The sequence below is a fragment of the Pseudomonas fluorescens genome, from assembly GCF_001708445.1.
Taxonomy (GTDB): domain Bacteria; phylum Pseudomonadota; class Gammaproteobacteria; order Pseudomonadales; family Pseudomonadaceae; genus Aquipseudomonas; species Aquipseudomonas gorinensis.
Genome location: NZ_CP015637.1, coordinates 2,219,770 through 2,232,826 on the forward strand (window position 1 = coordinate 2,219,770; position 13,057 = coordinate 2,232,826).

Sequence of the window (13,057 nt, forward strand, 5' to 3'; positions counted from 1 at the left end):
TGAAGGAAGGCTCAGCCCTTGGCCGTGCGCTTGGTTTTTTGCGGGTCATCGAAGGGCAGGGCGTGGGTGCTGGCGCTGGCCTCAAGGCTGCCGCGCACCTGCACGGCAATACCGGGTTCGGAACAGGCGACGCTCATGCGCGCGATGGCCATCGAGCGTTTGCTCAGGCGCGAATACATGCCGCAGGTGATCACGCCGACTTGCCGGTTGCCCTGCCACAAGGTGTCGCCGGCCTCGGCGGCACGCACGCCCTCAAGCAGCACGCCGGTGATCTTGAAACGCTCCTGGCCGCGCAGGCGCTGGTGTTCTTCGGCGCCCCGGAACGCGCTTTTGCCCGGCGAAACGGTGAAGTCCAGGCCCATTTCCCAGAGGGTGTCGCCGGCCTTCTGGTCGGCGAAGGGGTACATCTGCGAGTTGTCGTAGGGGAAGAACATCAGCGAGCTTTCCACCCGCAGCCAGTCCAGGGCGGTGAAGGCGCAGGGGATGATCCCCAGGCCGGCGCCCTGTTCGAGGATGCTGTCCCACAGGAACGGCGCGTCGGCGGCCTTGCAGAAAATCTCGTAGCCGCGCTCACCGGTGTAGCCGGTGCGGGAGATCATCACCGGGCGCTCGAACAGGCGGGTTTGCAGGTGGTGGAAGTACGCCAGTTGGCGGATGCCGGGCACGTGTTCGGCGAGGAAGTCCACCGCCAGCGGGCCTTGCAGCGACAGGTCGTGCAGGTCGTCATCGAACAGCACCGCCACTTGCCGGCCCAGGGCCGAGCGCACCAGCATTTCATGCCCGCTGCCGGCGCCATGCACCACCATGAACGCATTGGGCCCGGTGCGGTAGACGATGCAGTCATCGACGAATTTGCCGTCCTCGTCGAGCATCGAGGCGTACACCGATTTGCCGGGGTAGAGCTTGGCGATGTCGCGGGTGGTCGCCCACTGCAACAGGCTCTCGGCGTGGGGCCCCACGTAATGGACTTTTTTCAGCCCCGACACGTCCATCAGGCCGGCGCGGGTGCGGATCGCTTCGTGGTGGTCGGCCAGTGCACTGCTGTAGGTCCAGGCGGTGCCCATGCCGTTCCAGTCTTCAAGGTTCGAGCCAAGGGCGCGGTGCCGTTCGGCCAATGCAGAGATACGCCAGGAGTGGGTCATGTGATGCTCCTTGTCGGGAAAATGAGGTCACGCGAGTGGGTCAAACTGGCTCAGCCACTCGACCAGCGTGCGGCGGTAGCGGGTCATGCCCTTGTAGTCGGCGATGGGGTCGGGCAGGTCGCGCAGCACGCGGTGCAGGCGACAGCCCCAGCCGGGTTGCGTGACCAGCTCGTCCAGGCTGATCAGGTAGGTACGGATGCTGAACATCACCGCGTGGCTGCGCGGCAGGCGCGCCATCACTTGCAGCTCGACCCGCAGGTGCACCTGCTGCCCGACGTTCTGCGCGGTGATCTGGCCGCGATCGGCGCCCCATTGATGGAACGTCTCGGGGGATGAATCCAGGCGCGGGTTGATGGTCAGGGTCCAGTTCAAGCGCCGCACGGGCTGGCCGACCTGCAGGTTGAGCAGGTACTTCAGCGCGCGGTCGAACACGCCCATCTGATGGGCCATGGGCACCGGTGCGTGCCATTGCTTGAAACTCATGCCGGCATCGAACGCCAGCGACCAGTCGGCCGGGCTGGTGACCAGGCCGGCGTCCATGTACAGGTCGCCGTCGCGCTGGTCGAGCAGGGCGAAATCCCCCTGCACCTGACGGCCGATGTACTCCAGCGGTGCGCAGGGCAGGCTGGTGGCGTCGCCGAAGATGAAGGGCTGGTCGATGTCCAGCAGGTGGTTGCGCCAATGCCAGTGCTCGCCGTCTTGCGTCAGGCTGAACCACTGCGGGTAGTCGGCGGCCAGGTGCTGCATGAGCATCTGCAACGCATCCCAGGCCGCCACTTGCATGTGCGGCATCACCAGGTAGCGGCGCGGGTCCTGGTCCAGCACCAGGGCGCGCTCGGCCATTTCCGAGCGGTAGTGCTCGTCGATGTCGAAGGCGTGCTCATAGATCGAGCCGGGGTCGCGGGAGGTGGCCGGTTCGATATTCACCGAGTACAGGTAGCTGTCCTCGATGAAGGGAAAGGGGAAGCGCCGGATCGCCGCCGGGCTGTTGCGAAAGCTGAAATCGTCGCGATAGCTCAACACGGGGCTCGATTGCAGGGGCATATCACTCACTCCTAGAGGTCCAGCGAAACGCAGGGGCCGTGGCCGCGCGAGACGCAGGGCATCAGAAATTCGGCCTGCTCGGCCGGGCTGAGGAAACTGTCACGGTGTTCGATGGCGCCGCCGTTGTGCCGGGTGATGCACTGGCCGCAGACCCCGCCACGGCACAGGTTGGGCACCTGTAGTCCTGCGTGCTCCAGGGCTTCGAGCAGGCTTTGCTCGGCCTCGACCCGCAGGCGCCGGCCGCTGCGCAGCAGGTGCAGGTCGAACGGCTGGCCCGGCTGGGCACCCTTGAAGGCTTCGGAATGCACGCGCTTGGGCGACCAACCGAGGCGGGTGGCCTCAAGCTCGACCGCGTCGAGCAGAGACTGCGGGCCACAGCTGTAGACGTGGCTGCCCAGTGGCCGGTTGGCGAGGATCCGGTTCAGGTCCGGGCGCCGTTCGTAGCTGTGCAGGCGCGGGCCTAGGCGTTGTTGCAACTCGTCGAGATAGGCGTCGCTGAGGCCCGGGCGGAACAGGTAATGCAGTTCGAAGTCGGCCTGCTGCTGTTCCAGCGCGGCGATATAGGCCATGAACGGCGTGATACCGATCCCGGCAGCGATGAGGATATGCCGGCGCGCGGTGCCGTGGGGCGCGAACAGATTGGCCGGCGGCGAGAGCTGCAAGGTGTCGCCGACCCGCACCTGCCGATGCAGGTACTGCGAGCCGCCACGCGAAGCGTCTTGCAGGCGCACGGCGATGCGGTAGTGGTGCAGGTGCGCCGGGTCGCTGGTCAGCGAATAGGCGTTGCGCACCGTGCCGTCGGCCAGCGGCAGATGCACTTGCACATGGCTGCCGGGCGAGAAGCCGGGCAGGGTACCGTCGCAGGCGGTCAGGGTGAGTTCGCGCACCACCGGCGTGAGCATTCTTGCGGCGCTGACCTGAACCTTCAGGGCCGCGCTCATGGCTGGAACCCTGCATAGGGCTGGTCGGGGTTGTGGCACACGCCGAGGTAAGCCCCCAGGCGCCGGGAGAAATGCGTACGCACTTCAAGCCCGACGTGGCAGCCGATGCAGTTCAATGAGGGCGCTGGCCCGGCAGCCTGGGTCAGGCCACAGTGGGCGCAATACACCTGGCGTAGGCCGGGCGTGGCGCAGGTCATGCTGATCTCGTCGTCTTCCAGGCCTGCGGCGCGGGCTTGCGCATGGATACGCCAGACAAAGGCTTCATCTCCCAGCAGGTAAAGCCGGCACCCCACGGTGGCGCTGCTCAATGCCTGTTGCAGGCGGCGCGCGAAGTCGGGTTGTTCGCCGTTCAGCAGTACCGGCTGGTCCAGCGTGGCGACCACCTCCGTGCAGGCGGTCGCCGATTGCATCACCACGATGGGGCGGCTGAGGGTGTGCGTCATGCGGGCTCCTCCAAGGTGCGTTTTGTTTCCTGTTGGGAGAGATACTTTCCTATGGGGAAAATCTTCTCAATCTGGAAAAAGGGCTATGCCTTTGGAGATAAGCCTTGCCCCAAGGGCGTTCGGGGCATGGAAGTTGCTGGGCTTGAGGTCACGCCGAGCAACGGGACGGGGAGTTATCGAAGAGTGCGAATACGACCGCAATGGTGGCCGCTCTGGTTGGGGCCTGTGCGCCGCGAACAGGCGCGCAGCGTGCGCCGGCTGTTGGCCGGGTTGCCCCTGCACGCTGACGGTGCCTTGTCGGATTTCCTGGACCGTTTCGACGCACTGCTACCCCGCGCCAGGCTCAACCTGATCCTCGGCGGCGAAGACCTCAGCCCGACACGCCGCGCCTTGATCGAAGGCTGCCAGGACGCCGCGACCTGCCCCTGGCGCAATGCAGCCGTGGCGCAAACGCCCCAGGCCTGTGGCCCGTGCCGGCAACGCGGTGTGCATCGCCTGGTGTGTGCCTTGCCCGAGGGCCAGAAGGGCGTGTTGCTGCTCGACACGCCCAGGCGAGCCGGTGCCAGCTGGCGCCAGTTGTTGGAAGAGGCAGCGCAGGCCGTCGGCGTAACCGTGCGCCTGCGCGGCCACGCCCGTGAGCAGCAGCGCAAACAGGCGACCTCCCGCCACGGTGCCCTGGCCCGTGAGCTGCACGATTCGGTGGCGCAGCAGTTGGGTTACCTGTCGTTCCAGGCCCATGGGTTGCAGTCGCAGTTGGGCGCGCCAGCCCTGCACGACCTGTGTGTCGGCCTGAGCCAGTTGCAACGCCAGGTGCGCGAGCTGATCACCAGTGCGCGCCTGACCATGGACGGGCGCTCGCTGCGCCAGGCCCTGGCCGATTCGGTGGCGGAGTTCTCGCGGCGTTGCATCATCGTGTTCGAACTGGACAACCGCCTGCCGGACGATGCCCTGGGCCCGGAAACCGAATTGCAGGTCTTGCAGATCATTCGCGAGGCCCTGGCCAATGCCGTGCGCCATTCCCACGCGCGGCACGTGCGCATTGAGCTGCGCCAGACCCAGGACGGCGACGCTTCAGTGTCGGTGGAAGACGATGGCATCGGCCTGAGCCCGGCATCCGACGAACATAATCATTTCGGCCTGGCGATTATCCGCGAGCGCGCCGCCAGCCTCGGCGCGCGCCTGAGCATTGAAACGATCCGCCCGCACGGGGTGCGCGTGCACCTTGGCCTGCGCCGCCACCACGACCTGCCACAGGGGAGTCTCGATGGACTGCACGACCTTATTACTGATCGATGATCACCCATTGTTTCGCAAGGGCCTGGCGCAGTTGTTCGATGCCAGCGACGACTTCGAAGTGGTGGGGCAGGCAGCCAGTGGCCGTGAAGGCATCAACCTGGCCGTGAGCCTGACGCCGCAACAGGTCCTGCTCGATCTGCACATGCCCGGCCTCAGCGGTTTGCAGGTGCTGGATGAACTGCGCCAGTTGCGCCTGGAGTGTCAGGTGGTGGTGCTCACCGCCTCGATGGACCGCGCCGAGCTGCTCACCGCCTTGCGCCTGGGCGCCAGCGGCTATGTGCTCAAGGAAACAGAGCCCGAGGCGTTGCTGGCGTATATGCGCAACTGTCACAAGGGCGCGATCGTGCTGGACTCGACCCTGATTGCCTTGCTCGCCGACCAGGCCGAGCCTGCGCCGGCGTGTGAGGCCGCGGGCAGCGAAAACCTCACCGAACGCGAAGGCCAGACCCTGGCGCTGATCGCCGCCGGCATGAGCAATAAACAGATCGGCCGGGAATTGGGGATCAGCGACGGCACGGTGAAAATCTACGTGCGTAGCCTGTTGCAGAAGCTTGGCCTGCATTCACGGCTGGAGCTGGCGGCCTGGGTGCACAGCGGCGCCTTGATGAAACAAGAGGAGCGCCACTAGATGAGGGACAGCCCCGAAGCGTTTGCGCACCTGCCGATTGACCTGATGGATTGCTTTCCCGCCGCCTTATTGCAACTGCGCGACAACGGCCAGATCGCCCACTTCAACCTGGCCTGGGCCGAGCTGATGGGGCCGCCGGGTGCCGAGCGCAACCTGATGGACTATGTGCACCAGGAAGACCGCCCGCTGTGGCGCCAGGCCCTGAATGAACTGCGCCGCCGCCCCGAGACCTCGTTCAACCAGCGCCTGCGCTTCGTGCACCCCTGCGGCGAGCTGCGCTGGTTCGAGATCAGCCTCAAGCGCGGCCCCCAGGGGTTCTATCTGGTGGCCAGCGACATCACCGCGCATAAACGCCGTGAAATTGCCTTGCAGGCCAGCCAGCGCAGCAGCATGAGCCTGCTCGACAGCATGCCGGGGCTGATCTACCGCGGGCGCAACAACCGCGACTGGACCATGGAATTCGTCAGCGCCGGCTGCCTGGAGTTGACCGGCTACCCCGCCGAGCGCCTGGTGGACAACCATGAGTTCACCTACAACAGCCTGATCCTGGCGCAGGATGCCGACTACGTATGGCGCGAGGTGCAATATGCGCTGTCGCGGCATGAGCCGTTCGAGCTCAATTACCAGATCCGCTGCGCCGACCGCTCGATCAAGCACGTATGGGAGAAGGGCGTGGGGATTTATGCCGATACCCGCGAGGTGCTGGGGATCGAGGGGGCGATTTTCGAGCGCAAGCTTTAACGGGTAAACGCCGTTCAAATGTGGGAGGGGCGGTGCGACGATTCGACTTGCCCCCGATGGTGGAGTGTCAGTGGATGCATCTTTGGCTGACACACAGCCATCGGGGGCAAGCCCCCTCCCACAGGGATCTACTGTGATTTCAAATAACGGAGCTATCCATGCAGCTTTTGATGGAAATGGCTGCCGCAGAACCAAACACCTACACAGATCCAAATGTGGGAGGGGGCTTGCCCCCGATGAGGGAGTGTCAGTAGATGCATCTGTAACTGAACCACAGCCATCGGGGGCAAGCCCCCTCCCACAAGGGTGACTCAGTGCGCGCCGGCGGCTTTGTTCAGGTCGCTTTCAGCCCATTCGGTATACACACACGCATCCGCCGTGGCCCAGCGCACGCGCACCGGGTCGCCGGCCTTGAGGGGCATGCCCGCGGCAGACAGCGCCTTGACCGTCATCGACGTGCCGCCGAGGGTTTTCACCGTGCAGGTCTGGCTTTCGCCGAGGAACAGCACTTCACCGACGATGGCCGACACTTCATTCCAACCGGCGGCCAAGGGCTGTGCGGTGGCCTGTTCGACGCTCAGCGCCAGGGCTTTTTCCGGGCGCACCATCAGCAGTACCTCCTGCTCGGTGTGCAACCCGCTGGTCAGGCGGATCGACAGGGATTGGCCTTCGAACGACGCCGCAGCATTGCCCTGGGCCTTGAGCTTGAGGAAGTTGGAGTTGCCGAGGAACGACGCGACAAAGGCGTTCGGCGGGTTCTGATAGAGGTCGAAGCCGCTGCCCAGGCCGACGATCTTGCCGTGGCTGAAAATCGCGATGCGCTGGGACAGGCGCATGGCTTCTTCCTGGTCGTGGGTCACGTAGACGATGGTGATGCCCAGGCGCCGGTGCAGTTGGCGCAGTTCGTCCTGCAGGTCTTCACGCAGCTTCTTGTCGAGGGCGCCGAGGGGTTCGTCCATCAGCAGGATGCGCGGCTCGTACACCAGCGCGCGTGCGATGGCGACCCGTTGCTGCTGGCCGCCGGACAGTTGCGAAGGGCGGCGATGCGCAAATTGCTCAAGCTGCACCAGCTTGAGCATGGCGTCGACGCGCTTCTCGCGTTCGGCGCTGGCCAGTTTGCGAATCGCCAGGGGGAAGGCGATGTTGTCGCGTACCGATAGGTGCGGGAACAGCGAGTAACGCTGGAACACCATGCCGATGTCGCGCTTGTGCGGCGGTACGTTGACCAGCGATTGGCCGCTCACCAGGATCTCGCCGCTGCTCGGTGTTTCAAAACCGGCGAGCATCGACAGCGTGGTGCTTTTGCCCGAGCCGCTGGAGCCGAGGAAGGTGAGGAATTCGCCGTCCTTGATATCCAGCGAAATGTTGTCGACGGCGGCAAATTCGCCGTAGTGCTTGTTCAGGTTGCGCAGGCTGACCAGGGGTTGGCCATGGCTTCGCGCGACATCGTTGATCACTGCACTCATGTTCTTCTCCTCGGCGCTCAGGCGCGGGTTTCGGTACGCCGGCGAACGGCGGCGGCAATCACCATGACCAGTACCGAGAGGCCGATCAGCAGCGTCGAAGCGACGGCGATCACAGGCGTCAGGTCCTGGCGCAGGGTGGTCCACATTTTCACGGGAAGGGTTTGCAGGGTCGGGCTGGCCATCATCACGCTGAGCACCACCTCGTCCCACGAGACCAGAAAGGCAAACAGCGCACCGGCCACCATTCCTGGGCGAATCGCCGGAAAGGTCACCTTGAACACCGCCTGCAAACGCGAGGCGCCGCAGATCACCGCCGCGTCTTCGATCGACTGGTCGAACAGCTTCAGCGAGTTGATGATCGAGATGATCGTGAACGGCAGCGCGACGATCACATGGCTGACCACAAAGGCGAACATCGTGCCGGTGTAGCCGAGCTTGAGGAACAGCGCGTACACCGCCACGGCGATGATCACCAGCGGCACGATCATCGGCAGCGTGAACAGACCGTAGAGCAGCTCACGGCCGGGGAAACGCCCGCGCACCAGGGCAAACGCGGTGGGCAGGCCCAGGGCGACGGCGAACACGGTGGTCAGCACCGCCACCTTGAGGCTGGCCATCGCGGCATTCATCCAGTCGGCGTTGGAGAAGAACTGGCCATACCATTTCAGCGTCCAGCCCGGTGGCGGGAACACCAGCCATTGCGACGAGCCGAACGAGAGCAGCACGATGAACACGATCGGCAGCAGCAGGAACAGGCCGATCAAGCCGGTGGTGGTGTAGAGGCCCAAGCGCATCCTGCGGCTCATGGCATTGGGAGTCAGGAGCATGACGGCTTACCTCGCGTTGCTGGCGCCAACCGGGGATTCCGGCTGAAGCTTCAGGTAGAAGTAGAACAGCACCAGGGTGATGAAGATCAGCAACGCGGCGCCGGCACTGGCCAGGCCCCAATTGAGGAACGATTGCACCTGCTGGATGATGAACTCGGGCAGCATCATGTTCTGCGCACCGCCGAGCAGCGCCGGGGTGACGTAGTAACCGAGGGACATCACGAACACCATCAGGCCGCCGGAAAACAACCCCGGCCGGCACAGCGGCAGGAACACCCGGAAGAAGTTGGTCCACGGGCTCGCGCCGCAGATCGAGCCGGCCTGCAGGATCATCGGGTCGATGGCCTGCATGGTCGCCTGCAACGGCAGCACAATGAACGGGATCATGATGTAGCTCATGCCGATCACCACGCCGGTCAGGTTGTGCACCATCTCCAGCGGCTGATCGATGATGCCCATCGCCATCAGCGCCTTGTTGATCACTCCGGAGGCTTGCAGCAAGACCAACCAGGAATAGGTGCGGGCGAGCAGGCTGGTCCACATCGATAGCAGCACGATGTTCAGGATCCAGCGCCCCCAGCCGCGCGGCACCAGGGTAATCGCCCAGGCCAGCGGGAAGCCCAGCAGCAGGCTGAACAGGGTCACCAGGCCCGCCACCGAAAAGGTGTTGAGCAGCACCCGTGCATAGGCCGAGTTGGCAAACAGTTGTTCATAGTTGCCCAGGCCCGGCACCGGCTCCAGCACGCCACGCAGCAGCAGGCCGATCAGCGGCGCCAGGAAGAACAGGCCGAGGAACAGCAGGGCCGGGATCAGGTTGCTCGACCCCCGCCAGCGCTGCGCCAGGGACGGCGCACCGGCCTTGGAGGAAACCGCGCCGGCAGCGCCGAGGGCGCTCCCGGTCGGTGTGGTTGCCGTCATTTTCATTTGACTAGCCATTCATTCCACCGTGTCGCAATGGCCGGACCGTTCTTGGCCCAGTAGGCGAAATCGAGGGTGATCTGATCCTTGACGTAGGCGGTCGGCAGGTTCGGCGCCAGCACCGAGTCGAGGCGCTGCACACTGTCGATGTTCACTGGAGCATAGGCGGTCAGGTTGGAAAAGTCGGCCTGGCCTTTGGCGCTGCTGGCACTGGCCAGGAACTTCATCGCGGCGGCTTTGTTCTTCGTGCCTTTAGGCACGACGAGGATGTCGGCCATCACCAGGTTCTGCTTCCAGCTCACGCCCACTGGCGCGCCGTCTTCCTGCAGGGCGTGGATGCGACCGTTCCAGAACTGGCCCATGCTGACTTCGCCGGAGGCCAGCAGTTGCTGAGACTGTGCACCGCCGCCCCACCAGACGATGTCTTTCTTGATGGTGTCGAGTTTCTTGAAGGCGCGGTCCAGGTCCAGCGGGTAGAGCTTGTCGGCCGGTACGCCGTCGGCGAGCAGGGCCAGTTCGAGCACGCCAGGGCTCGGCCATTTGTAGAGGGCGCGTTTGCCGGGGTAGGTCTTGGTGTCGAACAGCGCGGTCCAGTCCTGGGGCTTGCTGGCGCCGAGCTTGCCTTCGTTGTAGCCGAGCACGAAGGAGAAGAAGAACGAGCCCACGCCATGGTCGGAGACGAAGCGCGGGTCGATCTTGTCGCGCTGGATCACCGAGAAATCCAGGGGTTCGAGCAGACCTTCGGCGGCGGCGCGCAAGGCGAAGTCGGCCTCCACATCCACCACGTCCCACTGCACGTTGCCGCTTTCGACCATGGCCTTGAGTTTGCCGTAGTCGGTGGGCCCATCCTGGACCACGGTAATGCCGCTGGCCTTGCTGAACGGGTCGGCCCAGGCCTGCTTCTGCGCATCCTGGGTGCTACCGCCCCAGCTCACGAAGTTGATGCTTTCGGCCGCCAGGGCCGCGTGGGTGGCCGTCGCCAGTAAACCGGCAAACAGCACCGCGGTTGTACGTTTGTTCAACACCATGTTCACGCCCTCATTTGTTTTGTTATTGAGCGGGCTGGTAATGCCCGCCTATCGGGAGCAGTAGGTCAATCAGGGCCTCAGTCGGGGCCCCAAAAGGCGACCGTGCCAAGGGCTGTTATTGGTGCTATCCCTGGCGGGCGCACTTGGCGAAAGCGTTCGGTCTATGGAATATCATATTATGGTATTCCAAACTTTGTGCAAGCATTTTGCCTTACCGGTTATCCGTCATTCGGTGAAGGGAATGCTCTCGACCACCTCCAGGTCGTAGCCGGTCAGCCCGGCGTATTTGAGGGGCGGGCCGAGGTGACGCAGCTTGCCGACGCCGAGGTCCTGCAAGATCTGCGCCCCGGTACCCACTTCCGAATAGATGCGCGACTGCGAACGGTTGAACTGGCGTGGCGCCTGGGTGAGTTGTGGCACACGCTCCAGCAGCGCCTGGGACGACTCATGGTTGGCCAGCACCACCACCACGCCGCAGCCTTCGGCGGCGACGCGTTGCAACGCGGCCCACAGGGTCCAGTTGGACGGGCCGCTGTAGTCGGCGCCGACCAGGTCGCGCAGCGGGTCGATCACATGCACGCGCACCAGCGCAGGGGTATCGCGGCGCAACTGGCCCATGACCATTGCCATGTGCACGCCGCCGTCGATGCGGTCTTCGAAGGTGATCAGGCGGAACGTGCCATGCACCGTGGGCAAATCCCGTTCGCCAATGCGCACCACGGTACGCTCGGTGCTGAGGCGGTAGTGGATCAGGTCGGCGATGGTGCCGATCTTGATCCCATGTTTGCGCGCGAAAATTTCCAGGTCGGGGCGGCGCGCCATGGTGCCGTCGTCGTTCATCACTTCAACGATCACCGAGGCCGGTGTGTGCCCGGCCAGGCGCGCCAGGTCGCAGCCGGCTTCGGTGTGGCCGGCGCGGGTCAATACGCCGCCGTCCTTGGCGCGCAACGGGAAGATATGCCCAGGTTGCACGATGTCGGCGGGCCCGGCATTGACGTCAACGGCCGCCGCCACGGTGCGCGCGCGGTCGGCGGCAGAGATGCCGGTGGTTACGCCGCTGGCGGCTTCGATGGACACGGTAAACGCCGTACTGAACACGCTGCCATTGCTCGGCACCATCTGCTCGAGGCCCAGGCGCTGGCAATGTTCGTCGGTCAGGGTCAGGCAAATCAGGCCACGGGCTTCGCGAGCCATGAAACTGATAGTCTCGGCGGTGCAGCAGGCAGCGGGCAGCAACAGGTCGCCTTCGTTTTCCCGGTCTTCGTCGTCCACCAGGAGCACCATCTTGCCCTGGCGATAGTCTTCGATGATGTCTGCGATGCTGTTGAAGGGCATGTCAGTGTGCTCGTTTTGTTGGTTGTATGTATTATGGTATACCACAAAAACTCAACAAGAGGATGTCACGATGAAGGCTTACTGGATTGCCCATGTGGATGTGTCCGACGCAGAGCAGTACACGCAGTACACCCAACGCGCACCGGCAGCGTTTGCCAAGTTTGGCGGGCGGTTCCTGGCCAGGGGCGGGCGCAGCGAGGCGATGGAAGGCGGGCCGGCACGGCAGCGCAATGTGGTGATCGAGTTCGATAGCTACGAGCAGGCGGTGGCGTGCTACGAGTCTGCTGAATATCAGGAGGCGAAGGGGTACCGTGAAGGGGCGGGGGTGGCGCAGATCGTCATCGTGGAAGGGCTGGCGCCTTAGGTCATCAGGCCAAACATAGGACCAAATGTGGGAGGGGGCTTGCCCCCGATGGCGGTGGGTCAGCCAACCTCTCTGCCAACCGTGCCGCCGCCTTCGAAGCCTCGCTAAAGCTCGACATCTCCCACAGGGGATTGGTGGTATCCATGCGATCTACCGCCGGGCTGCTTTCTACCTGCCAACAGCGGGCCAGTGTGGGAGGGGGCTTGCCCCCGATGGCGGTGGGTCAGTCACCTTATTCAGCGGCTGACACACTGCTATCGGGGGCAAGTCGAATCGTCGCACCGCCCCTCCCACATTTGGTCCGGTGTTTGGCTGTGAGATCAGCGGATAAAGTGGATCTTGCCGCTGCCGTCATTGCCGATGTAGATGCCATACACCCCGGCCTGGCGTTCCTCGATATACCGTTCGAGGATCTGCCGGATCGCCGGGTAGTAGATGCTGTCCCAGGGAATGTCCTCGGGTGCGAAGAACCGGTAGTCGAGGGTTTCCGGGCCGAACTGGCCGGTGATCTCCAGCGCGATGGCGCGGAAGATGATGTACACCTCGCTGATCGTCGGCACGCTGAAGATCGAGTAGGGCGAGACGATTTCCGCGCGCACGCCGCTTTCTTCCCAGACTTCGCGCAACGCGGCTTGTTCAGTGGTCTCGCCGCCTTCCATGAAGCCGGCCGGTAGGGTCCAGGTGCCGGGACGGGGCGGGATTGCCCGTTGGCACAGCAGGTATTTGCCGTCCTGCTCGATGATGCAGCCGGCGATGATCTTGGGGTTGATGTAGTGGATATAGCCGCAACCCCGGCACATCAGGCGCTCATGCGTATCGCCCGGTGGCAACTGGCGACCGAGGTCACTGCCGCCGCATTTCGGGCAATAGCTTGGGCTGAACAT

14 protein-coding genes are annotated in these 13,057 nt (G+C 64.2%); 4 read left to right on the forward strand and 10 right to left on the reverse strand.

Annotated elements, in window-relative coordinates; translation table 11 throughout:
* Positions 1-11: 11 nt before the first annotated feature.
* From A7317_RS10085 to A7317_RS10100, 4 genes are read right to left on the reverse strand one after another with little or no spacing between them, the layout of a single operon-like run.
* Positions 12-1,142, reverse strand: coding sequence for an aminomethyltransferase family protein (locus A7317_RS10085; RefSeq protein ID WP_069075689.1), 1,131 nt, complete (start codon positions 1,140-1,142; stop codon positions 12-14).
* Positions 1,143-1,169: 27 nt separating this feature from the next.
* Complete coding sequence (locus A7317_RS10090) at positions 1,170-2,186, reverse strand: heme-dependent oxidative N-demethylase family protein (protein ID WP_041160898.1); 1,017 nt, start codon at positions 2,184-2,186, stop codon at positions 1,170-1,172.
* Positions 2,187-2,197: 11 nt separating this feature from the next.
* Entirely contained in the window at positions 2,198-3,127 is a 930-nt protein-coding gene (locus A7317_RS10095) for a PDR/VanB family oxidoreductase (RefSeq protein ID WP_024074689.1), read from the reverse strand.
* The gene (locus tag A7317_RS10100) at positions 3,124-3,570 is read right to left on the reverse strand and encodes a dimethylamine monooxygenase subunit DmmA family protein (RefSeq protein ID WP_024074690.1); all 447 of its coding nucleotides are present in this window, start codon (positions 3,568-3,570) and stop codon (positions 3,124-3,126) included. The genes A7317_RS10095 and A7317_RS10100 overlap by 4 nt, the downstream gene beginning before the upstream one ends.
* A 225-nt stretch (positions 3,571-3,795) precedes the next feature.
* On the opposite strand from A7317_RS10100, the gene A7317_RS10105 reads away from it, so the two are divergent.
* From A7317_RS10105 to A7317_RS10115, 3 genes are read left to right on the forward strand one after another with little or no spacing between them, the layout of a single operon-like run.
* The gene (locus A7317_RS10105) at positions 3,796-4,866 is read left to right on the forward strand and encodes an ATP-binding protein (RefSeq protein ID WP_237141788.1); all 1,071 of its coding nucleotides are present in this window, start codon (positions 3,796-3,798) and stop codon (positions 4,864-4,866) included.
* Positions 4,835-5,494: a response regulator gene (locus A7317_RS10110; RefSeq protein ID WP_069075690.1), complete on the forward strand. Its 660-nt coding sequence runs from the start codon at positions 4,835-4,837 to the stop codon at positions 5,492-5,494. The genes A7317_RS10105 and A7317_RS10110 overlap by 32 nt, the downstream gene beginning before the upstream one ends.
* Positions 5,495-6,235 (forward strand): PAS domain-containing protein, encoded by a 741-nt coding sequence (locus A7317_RS10115; RefSeq protein ID WP_069075691.1) that lies wholly within the window; start codon positions 5,495-5,497, stop codon positions 6,233-6,235.
* 311 nt (positions 6,236-6,546) lie between these two features.
* Here A7317_RS10115 and A7317_RS10120 read toward each other — a convergent pair whose 3' ends face one another.
* From A7317_RS10120 to ribBA, 5 genes are all read right to left on the reverse strand, one after another.
* Positions 6,547-7,701 (reverse strand): ABC transporter ATP-binding protein, encoded by a 1,155-nt coding sequence (locus A7317_RS10120; protein WP_024074694.1) that lies wholly within the window; start codon positions 7,699-7,701, stop codon positions 6,547-6,549.
* A 17-nt stretch (positions 7,702-7,718) separates the two neighbouring features.
* Positions 7,719-8,528 carry an ABC transporter permease gene (locus A7317_RS10125; RefSeq protein ID WP_010567348.1) on the reverse strand — a complete coding sequence of 270 codons (810 nt, stop codon included), beginning with the start codon at positions 8,526-8,528 and terminating at the stop codon, positions 7,719-7,721.
* A 6-nt stretch (positions 8,529-8,534) separates the two neighbouring features.
* On the reverse strand, positions 8,535-9,452 hold the full coding sequence (locus tag A7317_RS10130; RefSeq protein ID WP_024074695.1) for an ABC transporter permease: 918 nt from the start codon (positions 9,450-9,452) through the stop codon (positions 8,535-8,537).
* Positions 9,449-10,474 carry an ABC transporter substrate-binding protein gene (locus tag A7317_RS10135; protein ID WP_024074696.1) on the reverse strand — a complete coding sequence of 342 codons (1,026 nt, stop codon included), beginning with the start codon at positions 10,472-10,474 and terminating at the stop codon, positions 9,449-9,451. The genes A7317_RS10130 and A7317_RS10135 overlap by 4 nt, the downstream gene beginning before the upstream one ends.
* 225 nt (positions 10,475-10,699) lie before the next feature.
* A complete protein-coding gene (ribBA, locus tag A7317_RS10140) occupies positions 10,700-11,809 on the reverse strand; it encodes a bifunctional 3,4-dihydroxy-2-butanone-4-phosphate synthase/GTP cyclohydrolase II (RefSeq protein ID WP_069075692.1) in 1,110 nt (369 codons plus the stop codon).
* A 70-nt stretch (positions 11,810-11,879) separates the two neighbouring features.
* Between ribBA and A7317_RS10145 the strand changes: the two genes are divergently transcribed.
* Positions 11,880-12,173 (forward strand): DUF1330 domain-containing protein, encoded by a 294-nt coding sequence (locus A7317_RS10145; RefSeq protein WP_024074698.1) that lies wholly within the window; start codon positions 11,880-11,882, stop codon positions 12,171-12,173.
* Between the two features lie 320 nt (positions 12,174-12,493).
* On the opposite strand, the gene A7317_RS10150 is transcribed toward A7317_RS10145, so the two are convergent.
* Entirely contained in the window at positions 12,494-13,057 is a 564-nt protein-coding gene (locus tag A7317_RS10150) for an NUDIX hydrolase (protein ID WP_069075693.1), read from the reverse strand.

Excerpts from the sequence above, each read along its gene's own strand:
- A7317_RS10085 (WP_069075689.1), bottom strand. The coding sequence starts at position 1,142 with ATGACCCACTCCTGGCGTATCTCTGCATTGGCCGAACGGCACCGCGCC.
- A7317_RS10090 (WP_041160898.1), bottom strand. The coding sequence starts at position 2,186 with ATGCCCCTGCAATCGAGCCCCGTGTTGAGCTATCGCGACGATTTCAGC.
- A7317_RS10095 (WP_024074689.1), bottom strand. The coding sequence starts at position 3,127 with ATGAGCGCGGCCCTGAAGGTTCAGGTCAGCGCCGCAAGAATGCTCACG.
- A7317_RS10100 (WP_024074690.1), bottom strand. The coding sequence starts at position 3,570 with ATGACGCACACCCTCAGCCGCCCCATCGTGGTGATGCAATCGGCGACC.
- A7317_RS10110 (WP_069075690.1), top strand. The coding sequence starts at position 4,835 with ATGGACTGCACGACCTTATTACTGATCGATGATCACCCATTGTTTCGC.
- A7317_RS10115 (WP_069075691.1), top strand. The coding sequence starts at position 5,495 with ATGAGGGACAGCCCCGAAGCGTTTGCGCACCTGCCGATTGACCTGATG.
- A7317_RS10120 (WP_024074694.1), bottom strand. The coding sequence starts at position 7,701 with ATGAGTGCAGTGATCAACGATGTCGCGCGAAGCCATGGCCAACCCCTG.
- A7317_RS10125 (WP_010567348.1), bottom strand. The coding sequence starts at position 8,528 with ATGCTCCTGACTCCCAATGCCATGAGCCGCAGGATGCGCTTGGGCCTC.
- A7317_RS10130 (WP_024074695.1), bottom strand. The coding sequence starts at position 9,452 with ATGAAAATGACGGCAACCACACCGACCGGGAGCGCCCTCGGCGCTGCC.
- A7317_RS10135 (WP_024074696.1), bottom strand. The coding sequence starts at position 10,474 with ATGGTGTTGAACAAACGTACAACCGCGGTGCTGTTTGCCGGTTTACTG.
- ribBA (WP_069075692.1), bottom strand. The coding sequence starts at position 11,809 with ATGCCCTTCAACAGCATCGCAGACATCATCGAAGACTATCGCCAGGGC.
- A7317_RS10145 (WP_024074698.1), top strand. The coding sequence starts at position 11,880 with ATGAAGGCTTACTGGATTGCCCATGTGGATGTGTCCGACGCAGAGCAG.
- A7317_RS10150 (WP_069075693.1), bottom strand. The coding sequence starts at position 13,057 with ATGTTCAGCCCAAGCTATTGCCCGAAATGCGGCGGCAGTGACCTCGGT.